Source organism: Rhodococcus sp. NPDC006774, from assembly GCF_040636045.1.
GTDB lineage: Bacteria > Actinomycetota > Actinomycetes > Mycobacteriales > Mycobacteriaceae > Rhodococcoides.
Genome location: NZ_JBEYIW010000006.1, coordinates 191636 through 211649 on the forward strand (window position 1 = coordinate 191636; position 20014 = coordinate 211649).

The 20014-nt window shown below is 65.5% G+C and carries 19 protein-coding genes; 2 read left to right on the forward strand and 17 right to left on the reverse strand.

Going from position 1 to position 20014, the window contains the following annotated elements; genetic code table 11:
- Positions 1–29: 29 nt before the first annotated feature.
- The 5 genes from ABZ677_RS11845 to ABZ677_RS11865 all read right to left on the reverse strand — a co-directional run bounded on the left by ABZ677_RS11845 (position 30) and on the right by ABZ677_RS11865 (position 5536).
- A complete protein-coding gene (locus ABZ677_RS11845; RefSeq protein ID WP_358369465.1) occupies positions 30–791 on the reverse strand; it encodes a ribonuclease HII in 762 nt (253 codons plus the stop codon).
- Positions 788–1549: a signal peptidase I gene (gene lepB / locus ABZ677_RS11850; RefSeq protein WP_358369687.1), complete on the reverse strand. Its 762-nt coding sequence runs from the start codon at positions 1547–1549 to the stop codon at positions 788–790. The genes ABZ677_RS11845 and lepB overlap by 4 nt, the downstream gene beginning before the upstream one ends.
- 199 nt (positions 1550–1748) lie before the next feature.
- Positions 1749–2090, reverse strand: a complete 342-nt coding sequence (gene rplS / locus ABZ677_RS11855) for a 50S ribosomal protein L19 (RefSeq protein WP_032378188.1) — start codon at positions 2088–2090, stop codon at positions 1749–1751.
- A gap of 132 nt (positions 2091–2222) precedes the next feature.
- Positions 2223–3077 (reverse strand): hypothetical protein, encoded by an 855-nt coding sequence (locus ABZ677_RS11860; protein WP_358369690.1) that lies wholly within the window; start codon positions 3075–3077, stop codon positions 2223–2225.
- A 107-nt stretch (positions 3078–3184) separates the two neighbouring features.
- Positions 3185–5536: a Tex family protein gene (locus tag ABZ677_RS11865; protein WP_358369468.1), complete on the reverse strand. Its 2352-nt coding sequence runs from the start codon at positions 5534–5536 to the stop codon at positions 3185–3187.
- A gap of 68 nt (positions 5537–5604) precedes the next feature.
- Between ABZ677_RS11865 and ABZ677_RS11870 the strand changes: the two genes are divergently transcribed.
- Positions 5605–6558, forward strand: coding sequence for a serine hydrolase (locus ABZ677_RS11870; RefSeq protein ID WP_358369471.1), 954 nt, complete (start codon positions 5605–5607; stop codon positions 6556–6558).
- 5 nt (positions 6559–6563) lie between these two features.
- On the opposite strand, the gene trmD is transcribed toward ABZ677_RS11870, so the two are convergent.
- From trmD to ftsY, 12 genes are all read right to left on the reverse strand, one after another.
- A complete protein-coding gene (gene trmD, locus ABZ677_RS11875) occupies positions 6564–7244 on the reverse strand; it encodes a tRNA (guanosine(37)-N1)-methyltransferase TrmD (RefSeq protein ID WP_037189652.1) in 681 nt (226 codons plus the stop codon).
- 3 nt (positions 7245–7247) lie between these two features.
- Complete coding sequence (gene rimM, locus ABZ677_RS11880) at positions 7248–7790, reverse strand: ribosome maturation factor RimM (RefSeq protein ID WP_037189653.1); 543 nt, start codon at positions 7788–7790, stop codon at positions 7248–7250.
- A gap of 13 nt (positions 7791–7803) precedes the next feature.
- Positions 7804–8046: an RNA-binding protein gene (locus ABZ677_RS11885; protein ID WP_027496687.1), complete on the reverse strand. Its 243-nt coding sequence runs from the start codon at positions 8044–8046 to the stop codon at positions 7804–7806.
- Positions 8043–8519, reverse strand: a complete 477-nt coding sequence (rpsP, locus tag ABZ677_RS11890; RefSeq protein WP_358369476.1) for a 30S ribosomal protein S16 — start codon at positions 8517–8519, stop codon at positions 8043–8045. Before rpsP ends, ABZ677_RS11885 begins: the two co-directional genes overlap by 4 nt.
- A gap of 188 nt (positions 8520–8707) precedes the next feature.
- A complete protein-coding gene (locus ABZ677_RS11895; protein WP_358369479.1) occupies positions 8708–9538 on the reverse strand; it encodes a CPBP family intramembrane glutamic endopeptidase in 831 nt (276 codons plus the stop codon).
- The gene (locus ABZ677_RS11900) at positions 9535–10641 is read right to left on the reverse strand and encodes an amidohydrolase family protein (protein ID WP_358369482.1); all 1107 of its coding nucleotides are present in this window, start codon (positions 10639–10641) and stop codon (positions 9535–9537) included. The genes ABZ677_RS11895 and ABZ677_RS11900 overlap by 4 nt, the downstream gene beginning before the upstream one ends.
- 19 nt (positions 10642–10660) lie before the next feature.
- A complete protein-coding gene (ffh, locus tag ABZ677_RS11905; protein WP_037190175.1) occupies positions 10661–12220 on the reverse strand; it encodes a signal recognition particle protein in 1560 nt (519 codons plus the stop codon).
- 130 nt (positions 12221–12350) lie between these two features.
- Complete coding sequence (locus ABZ677_RS11910; RefSeq protein WP_358369485.1) at positions 12351–13268, reverse strand: M23 family metallopeptidase; 918 nt, start codon at positions 13266–13268, stop codon at positions 12351–12353.
- 203 nt (positions 13269–13471) lie between these two features.
- Complete coding sequence (locus ABZ677_RS11915; protein WP_037190176.1) at positions 13472–16003, reverse strand: [protein-PII] uridylyltransferase; 2532 nt, start codon at positions 16001–16003, stop codon at positions 13472–13474.
- Positions 15993–16331, reverse strand: coding sequence for a P-II family nitrogen regulator (locus ABZ677_RS11920; RefSeq protein WP_019664269.1), 339 nt, complete (start codon positions 16329–16331; stop codon positions 15993–15995). Before ABZ677_RS11920 ends, ABZ677_RS11915 begins: the two co-directional genes overlap by 11 nt.
- 4 nt (positions 16332–16335) lie before the next feature.
- Positions 16336–17703: an ammonium transporter gene (locus ABZ677_RS11925; RefSeq protein WP_358369489.1), complete on the reverse strand. Its 1368-nt coding sequence runs from the start codon at positions 17701–17703 to the stop codon at positions 16336–16338.
- Between the two features lie 189 nt (positions 17704–17892).
- Positions 17893–19284 (reverse strand): signal recognition particle-docking protein FtsY, encoded by a 1392-nt coding sequence (gene ftsY / locus ABZ677_RS11930; RefSeq protein WP_358369492.1) that lies wholly within the window; start codon positions 19282–19284, stop codon positions 17893–17895.
- 95 nt (positions 19285–19379) lie between these two features.
- Between ftsY and ABZ677_RS11935 the strand changes: the two genes are divergently transcribed.
- Positions 19380–20012: a pyridoxamine 5'-phosphate oxidase family protein gene (locus ABZ677_RS11935; RefSeq protein ID WP_094742088.1), complete on the forward strand. Its 633-nt coding sequence runs from the start codon at positions 19380–19382 to the stop codon at positions 20010–20012.
- Positions 20013–20014 lie beyond the last annotated feature (2 nt).

Here is a 20014-nt window from a genome sequence, read left to right on the forward strand (position 1 = left end):
TTCATCCTCCAGTCGGGCGTGAGAAGCAATCATCGCGCACGTGCGTCCGGGCAGTCCATTCGCCCCAGGGCGTCGACTCTCTCGCGTGACATGCCTGCCGCCGCTGCCGCGACGTTGGCGTACGACATGCGATGTTCCCTACTCGGGCCGAGTGCCGTCATCGCGGCGGAATGCGCGCGCGTGCTGTACCCCTTGTGCACGGCGAACCCGTAGCCGGGAATCGTCTCGTCCAGCTGCACCATCCATCGGTCCCGGGAGACCTTCGCCAGCACGCTCGCCGCGGCGATGCACGCCGCGGTGGCGTCGCCGCCGATCACCGGCAACGACGGAACCGGAAGACCGGGTACTCGGAAACCGTCGGTGAGTACGTAACCCGGGGTCATGCCGAGCCCGGCAACCGCGCGTCGCATTCCCTCGATGTTCGCCACGTGGACTCCGATGCGGTCGACCTCGGCCGCATCGATGGACACCACGCTCCATGCCAGTGCCAGCCTCTGAATCGTGGGGAAGAGCTCCTCGCGTCGTCGCTCGGTCAGCTTCTTCGAATCGTCCAGGTCCGCGAGAGCCGCATGAGCCCGCGCACCGAGCACACACGCCGCGACCGTCAACGGACCGGCGCATGCTCCTCGTCCCGCTTCGTCGACTCCCGCGACCGGTCCGAGACCACCCCGCTCCAGCGCCGATTCCATCGTTCGCAAGCCGGCCGCTCGTCGGATGATCGGACGCGGCGGCCACGACGACCGCGTCAGAGAGGCGCGTGCGCGCGGCGCGCGGCGACCGGATACCGTCATCGACCCTGGATGTCGGGAGAATCCAGGAGGCCGGTTCGTGACGGTGGAAGCGCGATGAACACGGCCTTGCCGATCACGTTGTCGAGCGGGACGGTGCCCTTGAACTCGTCCTCGATGTGGTACCGGGAATCCCGTGAATTACTTCGGTTGTCGCCCATCACCCAGATGTTGCCCTCCGGCACCGTGATGGGATCGAAGCATCGTCCGGACTTCAATTCGGTGTCGCACGTCATGGTGCCGGGAGTGAAGGGGAAGTCCATCTGTATGTACGGCTCGTCCAACGGCTGCCCGTCGACGAGAACTCGACCCTGGTCGTCGCAGCATTCGACCGTCTGACCGCCGGTGGCGATGACGCGCTTGACCAGATCGTTCTCGTCCGGAGCGACAACTCCGATCAACGAACCGACTTCCTGTGCCCCACGAATCACCGAATTGTCGGACCGCTGTGACACGAACTCGTCGTTCCACGAATCCGGGCCACGGAAGACGACGATGTCGCCGGGCTTCGGGTCGCCGAATCTGTATCCGATCTTCTCCACCACGATGCGGTCACCGGTGCAGCCGGTGCAGCCGTGCAAGGTCGGCTCCATCGATTCGGACGGGATCAGATACACCCGAGCGACGAATGTCTGGAGCAGAAAACTCAGCACCAGCGCTACCAGAATCAGAATGGGAAGCTCGCGCCAGAACGATCGGGGCTTGCGTTCCCGACGCTTCTTCCGTGAAGACTCGTCGTCGGGCTCGTCGGTTGGATCCAGTGGGGACTGCGTCACGTGATCAGGTTAGCCGGAACCGTCGACCACACGGCCGGACGGTCTGCGCATCGGCGGTTCACGGCTCTCGATCCGCCCGTCGGCAGGGTGGAACGCGGGACGATCGCGGGCAGAACGCATCATGCCGCGTCGCCCTGACGGGCGGCGCGGCATGGTGTGAACTGATGTGTCCGGGCGGAACCGGTCAGCGCTTTTCCTTGATCTTGGCGGCCTTGCCACGCAGATCGCGGAGGTAGTAGAGCTTGGCGCGACGGACGTCACCACGGGTGAGGACCTCGAACTGCGCAATGTTGGGGCTGTGCACCGGGAAGGTGCGCTCGACGCCGACGCCGAACGAGACCTTGCGGACCGTGAACGTTTCGCGAACGCCACCGCCCTGACGTCGGATGACGACGCCCTTGAAGATCTGAATGCGCTCCTTCGAGCCTTCGATGACCTTGACGTGCACGTTCAGTGTGTCGCCGGGGCGGAAATCGGGGATGTCGCCACGCAGCGACTGATTGTCGAGAAAGTCCAGTGTGTTCATCGGTTGTGCCATCCTTGCGTTCTGCGCATGAGTAGAGGAACCGAGCGGCTCGCTGATGCAACGGCTCGACTGGTTCGTACTCCGAGTGAGGTCCGTGCCTGCTAGAGGCAACCCGACCATTATGCCAGACCATCAGGCGTTCGACGAAATCGGCGCTTCCCGGCTTGTAGCCGTCCCACTCGCCATCGGCGCAGGTAGTACCGTCCGCGCCAGTTCCTGCTCGGTGGCCTCACGTGCGTGCACGATGCTCGGCTTGCCTGCGATCGCGTCCTGGAGATAGATCTTGGCCCGGATGATCGGCCGTCGCCACCGCTTCTCCCGGCGCAGAGCGCGTTCCATCTTCTTCGGCCTGGTGGTGTAGCGCCACCTCGCCCACGGGGCGCTCGGCCTGCTCAACCGCACTGCGGCCAGGACGAGGATCGGCAGGACGAACAGCCCGAGCAGTCCGGTCCAGATCTTTCCCTTGAGCAGGACGACGACACCGAGCGCAAGATTGGCAAGGGCCAACACAGCCACGGTGCCGCGCACCCACGGGTCGGGATCGGCGCGGAAACCGGCCGGGCTCAGCAACTCCAGAGGATGGAAGCCGAGCAGCAGCAGGCCGGTGAAGCCCACAGCCGCGAACACGGCGTCCACCGACGTTCGCCCCTGTTCGGACCAGTAGACATCGCGGAGATAGAAGATCAACGCGAACTCGTCGAGGACGAGAGCGGCGCCGATACCGAAGATCGCCGCCAGCACCGCGCCGACCGACTCGGAACCGTCGACGTACACCGCGATCAAGCCGATACCCGCCAGCAGCATCAGCACGATTCCGAACACGACATGGTGGATGTGCTGACCACCGGGCGTGATGTTTCCCGGCCACCACTTCACATCTGCGCGAATCATCCTGACGCTGAGTCGGATCAGCAGGAAGCCCACCAACAGTCCCAGTAGGAAACACAGCAGCGGCAGGCGGCCGTGATCGATGACCCCGTGTTGCAACCACCTCACGTGTGCCTCACGTCCTTCCTGCCGAACGACCGGTGAACGCGTTTCACACTATTCGCGTCCGGGACCGCCCACCGCAGCATCGACCGAGGAACCGCTCGCTATTTTCCGAATCCTGCCTTCCGTAGCGCGTCGGCCATCGAACCGGCAGCCGGTGTCGCCGCGCCAGCGCCCCCGGCCGTTCGGCGATCCCGTTGCGGGCGTGCGTCTCGACCGCGGCCACCCTGGTTCGCGCCCGGGGCCCGTCCCTGACCTCGAGGCCGATCCTGCTGTCCGCGGGCGGCGTCCTTGCCACCACCGGCACCGGGCTCGTCGTCCAGCCGCAGACTCAGACCGATGCGCTGACGGGGGATGTCGACCTCCATCACTTTGACGCGCACGACGTCCCCGGACTTGACGACCTCGCGGGGGTCCTTGACGAAGTTGTGCGACATCGCCGAGACGTGCACGAGCCCGTCCTGGTGCACACCGACGTCGACGAATGCCCCGAACGCCGCCACGTTGGTCACGACTCCCTCGAGCGTCATGCCCGGCTTCAGGTCGGCGACCTTCTCGATTCCGGCGGCGAAGGTCGCGGTCTTGAACTCCGGACGAGGGTCGCGTCCCGGCTTCTCGAGTTCGGAGATGATGTCCGTGACGGTGGGCAGACCGAATCGCTCGTCGGCGAATTCGGCCGGGTCGAGTCCGCGCAACAGCGCCGTGTTGCCGATGACCTCCCGCACTCCGACGCCGGCCTTGCCGACGATGCGCCGCACGACGGGATATGCCTCCGGGTGAACACTCGACCGGTCCAGTGGATCCTCGCCCCCGGAGATGCGGAGGAATCCGGCGCACTGCTCGAAAGCCTTGGGGCCCAGACGCGGTACGTCCTTGAGTGTGCTGCGGCTGGAGAACGGACCGTTCTGATCGCGGTGCGCAACGATGCTCTCGGCAAGAGAGCCGGCGATACCGGAGACCCGTGAGAGCAACGGTACCGACGCGGTGTTGACGTCGACGCCGACGGCGTTCACCGCGTCCTCCACGACGGCCCCGAGGGAACGGGCCAGCAGGGTTTCGGAGATGTCGTGCTGGTACTGACCGACGCCGATCGACTTGGGATCGATCTTGACCAGTTCGGCCAGCGGATCCTGCAACCTGCGGGCGATCGAGACGGCACCGCGGATCGAGACGTCGAGTTCGGGCAGCTCGCTCGAGGCGTAAGCGGACGCGGAGTACACCGACGCGCCGGCCTCGGACACCACCACCTTGGTCAGGTTGGCGGCAGGGAACTTGGCGATCAATTCTGCTGCCAGCGAGTCGGTTTCACGCGATGCGGTGCCGTTGCCGATGGCGATCAGTTCGACCTTGTGCTTGGCAGCCAGGCCCGCGAGGGTGGCCACAGCCTGATCCCACTTGCCCTGCGGCTTGTGCGGGTAGATGGTGTCGTAGTCGACGACCTTGCCAGTGGCGTCGACGATGGCGACCTTGGTGCCGGTACGGAAGCCCGGGTCCAGGCCCATGGTGGTGCGGTTGCCTGCCGGAGCGGCGAGCAGCAGGTCCTTGAGGTTGCTCGCGAAGACGTCGACGGCGTCCTTCTCGGCCGACTGACGCAGGCGCATCCTGGTATCGAGGGAGACGGTCACCAGCATCTTGGTGCGCCACGCCCATCGGACGGTGTCGAGCAGCCATTTGTCGGCCGGCCGTCCCCGATTCGCTATTCCGAACTTGGTGGCGATCCGACCCTCGTAGACGCTCGGCACCCCGGGGGTCGGTTCGTCGCGCTCGGGCTCGAAACCGAGCGAGAGCACCTCTTCCTTCTCGCCTCTGAGCGTGGCGAGAATGCGGTGCGAGGGCAGGCTCGTGAACGGTTCCGAGAACTCGAAGTAATCGGAGAACTTGGCACCTTCCTCCTCCTTGCCCTTGCGAACCGACGCGACGAGCTTGCCGGATGTCCACATCAGTTCGCGCAGTTCCCCTACAAGGTCCGCGTCCTCGGCGAAACGCTCGACGAGAATCGCCCGCGCGCCGTCGAGTTGCTCCTGATCGAACTGGGCCGGGTCGGTGCTCGGGTCGGAGAACAGGGCGTCGGCGACGGGCTCGTGCCCGGCCTCACGCGCGATCTGAGCCTTGGTGCGACGCTTGGGCTTGAACGGCAGATAGATGTCCTCGACGCGCGCCTTGGTGTCGGCCAGCATCAGCGACTGCTCGAGCGCGTCGTCGAGCTTGCCCTGCGAGCGGATGGACTCGATGACGGCGTCTCTGCGCTCGTCGAGCTCGCGCAGGTACCGCAGCCGCTCGTCGAGCTGACGCAGTTGTGCGTCGTCGAGGGTGCCGGTGACTTCCTTGCGGTAGCGCGCGATGAACGGGACCGTCGACCCGCCGTCGAGTAGTTCCACGGCGGCACGAACCTGTTCTTCACGAACGTCGAGTTCTTCGGCTATGCGCTTGTTCACAGATTTCAGAGCAGTGGTCACGGCGATGGACCCTACCGCTACTGTGGGACAAGTCGGTCAGCGGTTCAACGTATGGGAGAGATACGCGGATGGTCAGGGGGTCTCGGTTCCTGGCTGCAGCCTGCGCCTCACTGATTCTGGCCGGGTGCTCGGTTCCTCCCGACGATCAGATCGGTGACTCCGCCTCGAAGGAAACCGCAGAGACGTCGGCATCGCCCTTTCCCGATATGGAGAAGGTCGACGGTGTAGCTCTCGAAGCTCGTATCCCGATGGCGATCGCGTCGGCCCAGTCCCGTGGTGCCGATGTCGATTTCGCGCTGTTGGATCGTCAGACGGGCTCCTACTACAGCAGCAATGCCGACGTTCAGGTCGAAACCGCGTCGGTGTCCAAACTCTTCATCGCCGACGAGGTGTTGTTCCGAGCGCAGTCGGAGAACCGTCCGGTCTCCGCCGATGACCTGGACACCATGACCAGCATGCTCGAGTTGTCCGACGACAACGCCGCATACACGCTCTGGTACCGCTACGGCTCGTCCGAGATCGTGCGGACGGTCGCGGCTCGCTACGGCTTGACCAGCACCACGGCTCCCGGTGACGACCAGTGGTACAACACCGAGACCACGCCCAGCGACCTGGTCGGTTACTACGCGGGGTTGCTCAACGGTAGCGGCGGTCTGACGGCTGCCTCGACGGACGTCGTGATCGAAATGCTGCGGCGTTCGGCGCCGATTGCCGCGGACGGCTACAAACAGCATTTCGGGATCGTCGACGGTCTGCCCGGCGAGAGTGTGCACGCTGTGAAACAGGGCTGGATGTGCTGTGTGTCCGATCGGTGGGTACACCTGTCGACAGGCACGATCGGCGTCGACAACCGCTACGTTCTGGCTCTGTCGTCACGCGAGGACATCTTCTACGCAGACGACATGGAACGCTATCCGGACACCGCCGTCGTCGACGTCAGCGACGACGCCAGCGCCCTGCATGCGCGGGAAACACTCACCGGCTTCGTCTCGATGCTCTTCCCCGACGGCACCGTCAGCTGAATTCGTCAGTCCTGCAACAGGTCCGGACGACGCTCGGCGGTCCTGTCCAGTGATTGCTGTCGACGCCACGCAGCGATCTTGGCGTGATCACCCGAGAGAAGTACCTGCGGAACGTCGAGATCACGCCACTGTGCGGGGCGCGTGTAACTCGGTCCTTCGAGCAGACCGTCGGAGAACGAGTCCTCCTGATGCGACTGCTGATTGCCCAGGACACCCGGCATCAATCGCACCACGGCCTCGGCCATGACGAGGACGGCCGCCTCGCCGCCGATGAGCACGTAGTCGCCGATGCTGACTTCCTCGACCCGGACGCGACGTGCGGCGTCGTCGAACACGCGTTGGTCGATGCCTTCGTATCGGCCGCAGGCGAAGACGAGATGCTGCTCGGAGGACCATCGCTCGGCCGTCCGCTGGGTGAACGGCACTCCGGCCGGCGTCGGCACGACGAGGAGAGAATCGTCTGTCAGCACGTCGTCGAGTGCGTCTCCCCAAACAGTCGGCTTCATGACCATTCCCGGTCCGCCGCCGTACGGCGAATCGTCGACGGCCTTGTGCACGTCGTGCGTCCACGACCGCAGATCGTGGACCTCGACCGAGACGAGGCCGCGGTCGATTGCTTTGCCCAGCAACGCAGTTCGGAGCGGCGTGAGGTATTCGGGAAAGATGGTGACGACGTCGAGGCGCACGATCTACTCCGGATCCAGCAGACCCTCGGGCGGATCGATCTCGATCGTCTTGTCTGCCAACGACACCGACGTCACGATGGCCGCCACGAACGGCACGAGAATCTCGGTGCGTGTGGCTTCGCCGGAGCCGGGACTCGGCGTGATGGAGAGCAGCTCCCCCGCTGCGGAGTGGAGGACTTCGCGGACCGTTCCCACGACTGTGCCGTCGGTCAGGATCACCGTGAGGCCTTCGAGTTCGTGGTCGTAGTACTCGTCCGGGTCGTCGGACGGCGGAAGGTCGGTGGATTCGACGACGAACAGAATGCCCCGAAGTTGGTCGGCGGCCGTCTTGTCGTCGATACCGTTCAGACGCAGCAGAAGCCGCCCGGAGTGTTCCCGGACGGCGTCCACTGTGTACGAGGCTGGTTCGGCGTTCGATCGAGGCTTGCGACCCGAGAGAACGGTTCCTTCGGCAAAGCGATCGTCGGGGTTGTCGGTGCGAACCTCGACGACGACTTCGCCTTTGATGCCGTGCGACTTCGCAACACGGCCGATGACCAGCTCCATGATGGGTTGTGACCTACTGGTCCGTGTCGACCACGTCGACACGGATGCCGCGACCACCGATACCCGAGACGAGCGTGCGCAGTGCCGTGGCGGTGCGACCGCCACGGCCGATGACCTTGCCCAGATCGTCGGGGTGCACGTGGACTTCCACGGTGCGGCCACGACGGCCGGTGATCATCTCGACGCGAACGTCATCGGGATTGGCGACGATGCCGCGAACGAGATGTTCGACGGCATCGGCGACAACGGCACTCACTTCTCAGCAGCCTCGGCGGCCGGCGCGTCTGCCGTCTCGGTTGCTGCAGCCTCGGTGGTCTCCGCAGCGGCGTCGTCGGCCTTCGGAGCCTTCTTCTTCTTGGCGGTGGTGGCCTCGCCCTGGGGCTCGGAGTCGGCCTGCGCCAGTGCGGCGTTGAACAGGTCGAGCTTGGACGGCTTGGGCTCGGCGAGGCGAAGGGTTCCCTCGGCGCCGGGGAGGCCCTTGAACTTCTGCCAGTCACCGGTGATCTTGAGCAGTGCCTCGACAGGCTCGGTGGGCTGTGCGCCGACGCTCAGCCAGTACTGCGCCCGCTCGGAGTTGATCTCGATGATGCTGGGGTCCTGCTTGGGCTCGTACGTGCCGATGGTCTCGATCGCACGGCCGTTACGACGGGTGCGGGCATCGGAGATGACGACGCGGTAGTGCGGGGTGCGGATCTTGCCGATACGCATGAGCTTGATCTTGACAGCCATGTTCTGGTGAAGCCTTTCGAAAGTTGGTCACGGCGCAATTCAGCGGTCCGCACGGCATGCGAACCCGGTTTTGCGTTGAGGGTTGTTGTGACCGCCGCTCGGTACGTAACCGGATGACGGGCGAACAGCTGTTCATTGTGCCAGACGGATAGCACGATCGGTGAATCGGGCCCGCAGAACCGGTCCCGTCACGCCAGCAGAATCACCAGGGCAGGGAGAGTGTTGTTCAGCGAGTGGGCCGTGGTCGACGCGACGATCGAACCGGAGCGCATTCGAGCGATGCCGATCGCGAACCCTCCCCACAGCAGTACCACGAAGCGCCACCACTCGCGGTGCCAGATCGCGAACAACACCGCGGTGATCGCCAGCACGACCCATCTATTGCCCAACCAGGCCATGGGCATGGGGCTGGTGCGTTTCTCGAGCGCTCCCCACAGCATGCCGCGGAACATCGTTTCCTCGCAGATCGGTGCACCGATCCAGATCCACAGTGCCAGAACGATCTTCCATCCGACGGCCGTATCGGTGACGTTGCCCAGCGGCGTCGGGTCGTCGAATTCGATACGGGACAACAGAATCAGAGCCAGCACGATGCCACCGACCACCGCGACGCCACCCCACGCCAACCCGGATCGGAGGTGACCGAGGAATTCGGGGGTGGATCTGGGGAGGCCGAAGTCGACGACGGGTCCGTTGCCCCGCGCCTTCGAGATCGCCACCGCCAGTCCGGCAGCGAGCAAGCTCGGAATCATGATGCCCACCACGAAGACGGCCGACGCGTCCGACGACACGACGACGCCGAGCATCAGGAATCCCGCGAGGTTGAGCCCCAGCACCAGCGCCGCGGCCGGTAGTCCCCACCGTTGACCGCTCGTGCGTTCGAGCGCGGCCTGCTCGGCCCGCCAGTAGGTTTCGGACAATCCCGATCCTTGCTGCTGAACGTGATTCATCGGTGCCATTCCCGCCCAGCTGGGGCGGTCCGGATCGGATTGTCCTGCAGCGCTTCTCGGATCGGTCACCCTCGGGCCGCCGCTCCACTCCTCGTGCGACCGCGGCGGTCGGTCACGCGTCCGCGCAGGATGACCAGCTCCGGGTTCGACAGCACATCCGGTCCCCCGCGCGGATCTTCGGCGTAGACGACCAGATCTGCGGGCGCGCCGTGCTCGAGCCCCCGTCGACCCAGCCACGACCGGGCGTCCCAGCAGGCAGCTCCGAGCGCGTCGGTCGGTGAGAGTCCGACGGCAGCGAGCGCGGCGACCTCGTCGGCGATGCGGCCGTGCGCGATCGAACCACCTGCATCGGTGCCCGCGTAGATGGGAATGCCTGCGTCGTGAGCACGTCCGACGGTATCGGCGACGCGTTCGTGCAGCGCCCGCATGTGCCGGGCGTACACGGGGTATCGGGTGGCCGAATCCGCGATTCCGGGAAACGTCTCGATGTTGATGAGCGTCGGTACCAGGGCGGTGCCGTGATCGACCATCATCTCGACGGTCTCGTCGGTCAGGCCGGTGCCGTGTTCTATGCAGTCGATTCCCGCCGCGATCAGTCCGGGCAGGGCATCTTCGCCGAATACGTGGGCGGTCACTCGCGCACCCTCGGCGTGGGCAGCCGCGATGGCGTCGACGAGGATCGAATCGTTCCACAGCGGTCGGAGATCTCCCACCGAGCGGTCGATCCAGTCGCCGACGAGCTTGACCCAGCCATCTCCGAATCGAGCCTGCTGAGCCACCGCCTCCGGCAGTTGCGATTCGTCCTCGATGTCGATCGCCAGACCCGGGATGTATCGCTTGGGTGATGCGATGTGGCGGCCCGCTCGGATGATCCGAGGAAGGTCCTCGCGCTCGTCCAGGGCGCGCGTGTCGACCGGCGACCCGGCGTCGCGCAACAGCAGAGCGCCGACGCCTCGCTCGGTCTCGGCCTGCCGGATCGACCCGCTCAGGTCGGTGTGTCCCCCGCCGTATTCGATTCCGACATGGCAGTGGGCGTCCACGAGACCGGGCAGAATCCAGCCGCCGTCGTGCACGAATTCTGCATCCGAGATCGGCTCGGTCGACAGAACGCCGCCGTCGATCCAGAGATCGATCTCGGTCCCGTCCGGCAGCCCGCGGCCCCGCACCCGCATGGCCGACACGTGTACGCGCTTACTTCTTGGGCAGTTTCAGCTGCGACAGATCGATGCCTTCGAGCCCCGGCGGCAACTGGTCGAGACCCTTGGGCATGGACGACAGGTCGGGCATACCCGCGGGCATTCCGCCCGGCATGCCGGGGAATCCACCGCGGATCTTCGGCTGCGTCGGACCGCGAGCGCCCTTCTTGCCTTTCTTGCCCTTCTTGTTGTTCCGCACCTGCTTGCGCGCACCGGGCATGCCCATTCGACCGGCCATGGCCGACATCATCTTGCGAGCCTCGAAGAACCGATCTACCAGCTGATTGACGTCGGAGACCTTCACGCCCGAACCGTTCGCGATACGCAATCGACGTGACGCGTTGATTATCTTCGGGTCGGTACGCTCCTGCGGCGTCATGCCGCGGATGATCGCCTGTACGCGATCGAGCTGCTTCTCGTCGACGTTGGCGAGTTCTTTCATCTGGCCGGCACCGGGCAGCATGCCCAGCAGGTTTCCGATCGGCCCCATCTTGCGGACGGCCATCATCTGCTCGAGGAAGTCGTCGAGCGTGAGCTGTCCCGATCCGATCTTGTTGGCCGTCGCCTCGGCCTGCTCGGCATCGAAGTGCTGTTCGGCCTGCTCGATCAGGCTCAGCACGTCGCCCATGCCGAGGATGCGGCTGGCCATACGATCGGGGTGGAAGACGTCGAAATCTTCGAGCTTCTCGCCGGTCGACGCGAACATAATGGGCTGTCCGGTCACCTCGCGGACACTGAGTGCTGCGCCGCCACGAGCGTCGCCGTCGAGCTTGGTGAGCACAACGCCGGTGAAGCCGACTCCGTCGCGGAACGCCTCGGCGGTGCTGACGGCATCCTGGCCGACCATCGCGTCGAGAACGAACAGTGTCTCGTCCGGCTGGACCGCGTCACGAATTCCCGCGGCCTGACTCATCAGCTCGGTGTCGATGCCGAGGCGACCGGCGGTGTCGACGATGACCACGTCGTACTGCTTGCTCCGAGCCTCGGCGATGCCGGCCCGCGCGACCTCGACGGGATCCGCGGCCGAGACGCCGAGCGCATTGTCGCCGCCGCCGATGGACGTGCCCGGATGCGGCGCGAAGACGGCGGCACCGGCGCGCTCGCCCACGATCTGCAGCTGGCTCACGGCACCGGGACGCTGGAGGTCGCACGCGACGAGCAGCGGGGTGTGGCCCTGGCCCTTGAGCCATTTCGCGAGCTTGCCCGCGAGCGTCGTCTTACCCGAACCCTGCAGACCGGCGAGCATGATCACCGTGGGCGGGTTCTTGGCGAAGACGAGCCTGCGAGTCTCGCCGCCGAGGATGCCGACCAGTTCCTCGTTGACGATCTTGACTACCTGCTGGGCAGGGTTGAGCGCGCCGGAGACCTCGGCACCCTTGGCCCGGACCTTGATGCGGTTGATGAACTCACGTACGACGGGCAGTGCCACGTCCGCTTCGAGCAGGGCCAGACGGATCTCACGGGCGGTGGCGTCGATATCCGCGCCGGACAGTCGACCTTTGCCACGCAGGTCCTTGAGAGTCCCGGTCAACCTGTCTGAAAGGGATTCGAACACCGATTGCACTCCTGAGCTAGCCGATCACCGAAAACGAGCCGAATCCGGCACGGTCACCACACTAGCGGCAGCACGCCGCGTCGTCGCTGGGGCGTTCGACTGTCGTGTCGAACGTGGCGATGTCGAGCAGTCAGGCCAGGCGCGCGGAGTCGTTCCACGTCACTGCCACGCCCCGCGTCGCGAGCCACTGCGCGGGGTCGACCTTGACGCCCGAGGGATCGTGTACCTCGAAGTGCAGATGTGGGCCCGTCGACTGGCCACGGTTGCCCACGGTGGCGATCTGCTCACCGGCCGACACGCGCTGGCCTGGCTGGACGGAGAAGTCGTTGACGTGTCCGTAGACCGTCTCGGTGCCGTCGTCGTGCCGCACCTTGACCCAGAGACCGAAGCCGGATGCCGGTCCTGCGTCGGACACGGTGCCGTCGGCAGCGGCGTGGATGGGCGTCCCGATGGGTGCCGCGATGTCGAGGCCGCTGTGTTGAGTGCCCCATCGCGAGCCGAAGTTGGACGTCAACACCCCTGCCACTGGCTGCACTGTGCCCTTCTTCAGCGAGCGCAGGCTGTCGAGGGGTGACTGCGCACCCAACTGCCCCAGGCCCACATCGTCGAGCCACTGCTGGGCGGCGGCAGCGGGATCGGTGACTCCGAACGCGGCCAGTGGGTCGCCAGCCGGTGCCGGTGCCGGTGCCGGTGCAGGTGCAGGTTCGGCTTCGGGCGGTGCGGGCTGTGACGGTGCGGGCGGGGGCGCGAACTGTGGGGGTACGAACTGAGGAAGCTCGAACTGGGGCAGCTCGAATCCCGCGGGGAGCAGACCCTCGGGCACCGCGAACGGGAGTCCGGCTGCTGGTGCCTCCTGGATCGGCGCGGCCCCTGCAGTTGCGGCACCCATCGACGTCGCTCCGACGACGATCGCGCCGGTCGCGGCGACGATCGTTGCCGCGCGTCGACCGAGGTCGGGGGTGTCTTGAACGGCGCGGTGTCTGCCGCGCGTCGGACGCGCTGCGATGTCGGTCGGTACGTGGACGGTCGACCGTCGGTGGGATCCCACAGTTCGTGCCTCTCGAATGATCAGGAGTGGAGCCTGCAGGAACGACGTGGTTCGAGCAGAGTGGAGCCTGCAGAACGATTGAGAGTGTCGTTTCTGCGTCGGGGACGAATGTAACAAATCGGCATCGGCGGCATACCCGTCGGCCGGAAGTTCGTGAATAGTCACCAGCGCGGGTCGGTCTGCTGTCGCTTTCCGACCCGCGGTCAGGTGCCTTCCGGCTTCTCCGGGGGCTTGGGCGGTTCCGGGGCAGGTACGACCGCGAGGATCGCACGCTCGAGGTCTTCGCGGACCGCCCTGCTGTCCGCTCCCGCCAGGTCGATGCAGAAGGAGTCGACCACCGAGCTGCCCAGGGTCGAGACGCGGGCCCATCGGATGTCGAGTCCCTGCTGTTCGATCGCGCTGGCCAATCGGCACAGCAGACCGAGCCGGTCCTCCGCTCGTAGTTCGAGCACCACCTGACCTGGTTCGTTGTCGTCGAACCACAGCACCCGAGGCGGAGCTTGGGCGTACAGAACCGGGACTGCCGAATCCTCGGCGTCGTCCTCGACGGTTTCGGCCCTGGCGTCGCGTTCCTTGGCGTCGAGCACGGCGACGAGGTCGAGTTCGCCTGCCTGGGCGCGGATTATCTCCTGCCGCAACAGACCCGCCTGTGGCGGAGATCCGAAGAGCGGCGCAACGTCGAACGAGTTGATCGCCGACCCCTCGTGACTTCCGAGGGAGGCCGAGAGCACACGAAGCGAATGGAGTGCGAGGACTCCCGCAGCGTCGGAGAGCAGCCCGGGCGTGTCGGGGGCGATGACGGTGACAACGAAGGTGTGCAGCCCGTCGGTCGGCGAGATGTCGACATGGACGCCTCCCCTCGCTGCGAGTTCGATGTGGGCGGGGTCGAGTGGATCCGGGGAGGGCAGACTCTCCCCCGCCATCACCAATCGGCAGCGACGCACGAGCTCGCGGATGAGCGATGCCTTCCAGTCGCCCCACACCCCGGGTCCGGTGGCGAGCGAATCCGCCTCGGCCAGTGCGTGAAGCAGCTCGAGCAGGATGGTGTCGGCACCGAGTGCGTCGACGACGGTTTGCACGGTTGCGGGGTCGTCGAGGTCGCGTCTGGTGGCGGTCTCCGGCAGCAGCAGGTGGTATCTCACCATCGACGTCAGCAGTGCCACGTCGGACGGCCACAGTCCGAGCCTGTTGCCGATCTGGATGGCCAGATCGGCTCCGACGACGCTGTGGTCGCCGCCGCGTCCTTTGCCGATGTCGTGTATCAGCGCGCCGAGCACCAACAGGTCCGGACGCGCAACTCTGGTGGTCAATGCGCTTGCGTAGGCAGCAGTTTCGACCAGATGCCGATCGACTGTCCACGTGTGCACGGCATCTCGCGGCGGCAGATCGCGTACCGCACCCCACTCCGGAATAAGCCTGCCCCACAGTCCGGTTCGATCGAGAGCTTCGATGGCCGCAATGGCTTTGCGACCCGATCCGAGCAACACGAGCAGATCGTTGAGGGCTTCCTTCGGCCAGGGTTCCCGGAGCTCGGGCGCACTGTCGGACAGTCGGTTCAGGGTCGAGGCAGACATCGGCATTCCGGTCTGCGCCGATGCCGCGGCGACGCGCATGATCAGACCGGGATCCTTGTTCGGCCGCGCGTCGCGGGCGAGAACGACCTCGCCGCCGTGTTCGACGACCCCCTCGTCCAGCGGCCGCCGGACCGGGACTCGACGAAGGCGTGAAAGACCCTTTCGGGGAAGCGAATTGCCGGCGGTACGCAGTCCGACGTCGACCGAGTAGCTGATGGTGCGGGCCGAATCGCTCAGTACGCGAGCAAGATCGAAACGGTCACCGATTCGCAGCGCGGCACCGATCTCGTCGGCGTCCTGTGCCCGCAGTTGATCCCGTGCTCGACCGGCGACGCGATGCAGTTCGGTGCGCACGTCCAGCAGGCGTCCGTGTGCGAATGCCAAACCGCCACCCGGCGATTCGGGTCCGAGCCCGGGCATACCGTCGGTCAACTGCGCGATGGAGAGGGCGTCGAGCAACTGAACGTCGCGCAGTCCCCCGCGACCGCTCTTGAGATCGGGTTCGGCGCGGTGCGCGATCTCACCGCTGCGCGACCACCGCCCGCGGGTCTGCTCGATCAGCTCGTCGAAACGCCCTCGAATGCCGTTGCGCCACTGGCGACGTACGCCGCCGATGAGAAGGTTGCTCAATTCGACGTCTCCGGCGATGTGACGCGCCTCGAGCATTCCGAGCGATGCCGTCATGTCGGCTGCAGCGACCTGCAGAGCCTGCGGCACCGTTCGCACGCTGTGGTCGAGCTTGATGTGTGCGTCCCACAGCGGGTACCAGAGCTTGTCTGCGACGTCGGAGACGATGCGTGGTTCGAGATCGTCGTGCAGCAGGATCAGGTCCAGATCCGAATGCGGCAGAAGTTCACGACGCGCAAGACCGCCGACGGCGACGATCGCGAAACCGGAGTCCGGTTTGATCCCCAGCTCGGCCCCTTTGGTGGTCAGCCAGAACTCGTGGAGATCGACCAGAGCCTGCCGAAGCGAGGGTGCATCGAGGCGACGATTGCGTGTTCCGCCGTCGAGTAGTTGTTTTCTGGCCCGAGCGAGATCTGCTGCAGCATCGCTCGTGCCCTTCGATGCGGAGCCCATGGAGACCGAAGGCCCCGATCCTGACGCTTTCGCGCCAGAACCGGGGCCCACGGCCCGAGACCCTTTGGGGTCAGAGTGCATCGGCGCCACGTTCTCCGGTGCGGACTCGGATGACCGAGTCGACCGGGGAAACCCAGACCTTGCCGTCACCGATCTTGCCGGTGCGAGCAGCCTCGACGATGACCTCGACGACCTTCTCCACAGCGGCGTCGTCGACGACTACCTCGACACGGACCTTCGGGACGAAGTCGACCGAGTACTCGGCACCTCGGTACACCTCGGTGTGGCCCTTCTGGCGGCCGTAACCCTGAACTTCACTGACTGTCATTCCGAGTACGCCGGCCTGCTCCAGCCCCGTCTTGACGTCCTCCAGGGTGAACGGTTTGACGATTGCCGTGATCAGCTTCATTTCCCTATACCTCCTTGCCGGTCACGCGACCCACTGCCGAACTTCCGCCGAGTGCGGCGAAGTCGTAGGCAGTTTCTGCGTGCTCCGACTCATCAACTCCGAGTGACTCACCCTCATCGCTTACACGCAAACCAACTGTGTACTTCACGATCAATGCAACCACAGTGGTGGCCACGAGGGAGTAGAGCAGTACTGCACCGGCACCTACCGCCTGACGCCACAGCTGATCCGCGCCGCCGCCGTAGAAGAGCCCGTCGACGCCTGCAGGCGCGTCGGCTGTAGCAACGAAGCCGACGAGCAGAGTGCCGACGATGCCGCCGACCAGGTGAACACCGACCACGTCGAGCGAGTCGTCGAATCCGAACCTGTACTTGAGGCCGACCGCGAGTGCACATAGCGCACCAGCAACGACACCGATGGCGATGGCACCGTAGATGTCCACCGACGAGCACGACGGCGTGATGGCGACGAGACCCGCAACAATGCCCGACGCAGCGCCGAGCGTGGTCGCGTGACCATCACGAATTCGCTCCACCAGCAACCACGCCAACATGGCAGCGCATGTCGCGACCACGGTGGTGATGAACGTTGCGCCTGCGATTCCATTGGAGCCGACGGCGGAGCCGGCATTGAAGCCGAACCAGCCGAACCAGAGGAGACCTGCACCGAGCATGACGAGCGTCAAGTTGTGCGGCCTGAAAGGCGTGCCGGGCCAGCCTTTTCGCTTACCGAGAATGATGCACAACACCAAACCGGCCGCACCGGCATTGATGTGGACGGCAGTTCCGCCGGCGAAGTCGATTGCAAGCAGCTTGTTGGCAATCCAGCCGCCGGTATCGGTGGTGACTCCGTCGAAGGAGAACACCCAGTGCGCGACTGGGAAGTAGACGAGTGTCGCCCAGAGTCCAGCGAACAACAGCCACGGGCCGAACTTGAGCCGATCTGCCACGGCACCGGAAATGAGGGCCACCGTGATGATGGCGAACATGGCCTGGAAAGCGACAAACACGGTCGCCGGGATGGTGCCGACGAGTGGAATCGCAGAATCGGCCAACACCGCACCCGCGTCGTCGGTCTCTGCGAGGTACGAACCGCCGATCAGACCTTTCAGGCCGAAGAACTGGAACGGGTCCCCGATGATGTTGCTCTTGTCCTCACCGAAGACCACCGAGTAGCCGTACAGCACCCAAAGAATGCCCACGACACCCATGGCTCCGACGCTCATCATGATCATGTTCAGAACACTCTTCGCGCGAACCATGCCACCGTAGAAGAACGCCAAACCCGGGGTCATGAGCAACACGAGCGCGGCGCTTGTCAGCATCCACGCTGTGTCCCCGGTGTCCGCTGCACCGATTGTGGGGAAATCCACCTTGAGCCTCCTCCTTCTGGCCCAGCCATGCGCGGCTGGATACCTGACGAGAAGAGTGGTTTCACGAAGTTTCATCCGTGACACTCTGGTGTTTCGGATATGTGAACGCATGACCGAATCCTGTTGCAAAAAGGTTTCGTGCTGGCGTTTGTGCTTTCACCCCGGTTAGCGGGCCGCCCCCGCGGTCGATCAGCCGAGCAGTGCGTCGACGAACGCCCCCGGCTCGAACGGAGCCAGATCGTCGGCACCTTCACCGAGACCGACGAGCTTGACGGGCACTCCGAGCTCACGCTGCACCTGAAAAACGATGCCACCCTTCGCGGTTCCGTCGAGCTTGGTCAGCACGACTCCCGTGATGTTCACGATCTCGGCGAAGACACGGGCCTGTGTCAGTCCGTTCTGGCCCACGGTTGCGTCGAGAACGAGCAGAACGTCGTCGACGTGGGCCCGCTTCTCGATGACGCGCTTGACCTTGCTCAGCTCGTCCATCAGACCCGATTTGGTGTGCAACCGTCCCGCGGTGTCGATCAGAACCACATCGACACCGTTCTCGATCCCCTTGCTCACCGCGTCGAACGCGACGGCGGCCGGATCCGCGGCCTCCTTGCCGCGAACCACCTCGGCCCCCACTCGCTCGGCCCAGGTCTGCAGCTGATCGGCCGCAGCTGCGCGGAACGTGTCGGCGGCACCGAGCAACACCCGCCGTCCGTCGGCGACCAGCACGCGAGCCAGTTTGCCCGTGGTCGTGGTCTTGCCGGTGCCGTTCACGCCGACCACCAGCAGCACGGCGGGCGCGCCGTCGTGTGGCAGAGCCCGAATCGACCGATCGAACTCGGGATGCAGCTGCGCGACCAGAATCTCGCGCAACAGGGCCCGGGCATCGGCTTCGGTGCGAATACTGCGCGCCGCCATCTGCTCACGCAGCGTTCGCATGATCTCCGCTGTGGTGGCCGACCCGATATCGGCGATCAGCAGGGTGTCCTCGACCTCTTCCCACGAGTCCTCGTCCAGGTCTCCGCCGCCGAGCAGGCCGAGCAGGCTCTTGCCCACCGCGGACTGAGATCGCGCCAACCGGCCACGGAGACGGTCGAGCCGTCCCTCGGTCGGGTCGATGGTGTCCAAGCGGCGAGGCGCAGGGGCGACGGTGTCGACTACGGGGGGCTCGGGCGCAACAGGCTCGGCCACGGTGACATCGGTCGCCGGGGCCTCGGGTTCGAGCACCTCCGGCTCGATCCACACGGTCTCCGATTCGACCGGTTCAGGCGCTGGAACCACCGGCGGCGGCTCGACGGGGATATTCTCGACCGGCTTCGGTTCGACCGGCTTCGGTTCGGCAGGCTTGGGGGGCTTCGGGACCACGGGCTCGGCTGTCGCCGTTCCCTGACTGAACGAGAAACCACTGCCCGCGGTGTAGCCACCGGATCTGTCCTTGGCGGCCGCGTCCTCGATTCGTGCGGCCTCGTCCGACTTGAGGGACACTCTCCGACGACGGGAGAGGACAAGCCCGACGACGAGGACGACGAGCAGGACGGCAGCGATCGCCGCGACGATGATCCACGCTTGGTTACTCACGTAGGACATCCTCTCAGGCGATCATGGCCGTCGGTCACCGGTGGTGCACCGACCGTGAAAATCCGCTCCCGCCCGGGAGTGGAGTGTCGATAGCATTCACGGTCATGGAGTGGACCACGGTGCGCGACGCCGCCGAACTGACCGAGATGTTCGGAGAGCCGAGCTTCCGAGCCGCCAACAAGGACCGACGCACACTGCACCCTCTGGACGTGCAGTGGCTCGCTGCCTCACCGTTCTGCCTCCTCGGAACCTCCGACGCGAGCGGGCGATGCGACGTCTCACCCAAGGGCGATCCGCCCGGCAGTCTGGTGCACGTCCTCGACGACGCCACGATCGCTCTCGCCGAACGGCCGGGCAACCGCCGGATGGACGGCTATCGCAACATTCTCGAGAACCCGTTCGTCGGGCTGAACTTCTTCGTTCCCGGTCGCGGCGACACCCTCCGCATCAACGGTCGAGCCTCCCTGGTCACCGACGCCCCGTTCTTCGACGAGCTACAGGTCAAAGGCCACCGACCGATCATGTGCCTGGTCGTCGACATCGAGCAGGTGTTCCACCATTGTGCGAAGGCGTTCATGCGATCCAAGCTGTGGCAGCCCGAGACCTGGGATGCCGACGCCATCCCCGACGTCGCGACGCTGACGAAGGCGCTGATTCCTCAGGCTCCCGAGACGGTGGAGGAACTGCGCGAGTACTACGGACCGTCCTACGCCGAACAGCTCTACCCCAAGCAGTAGCT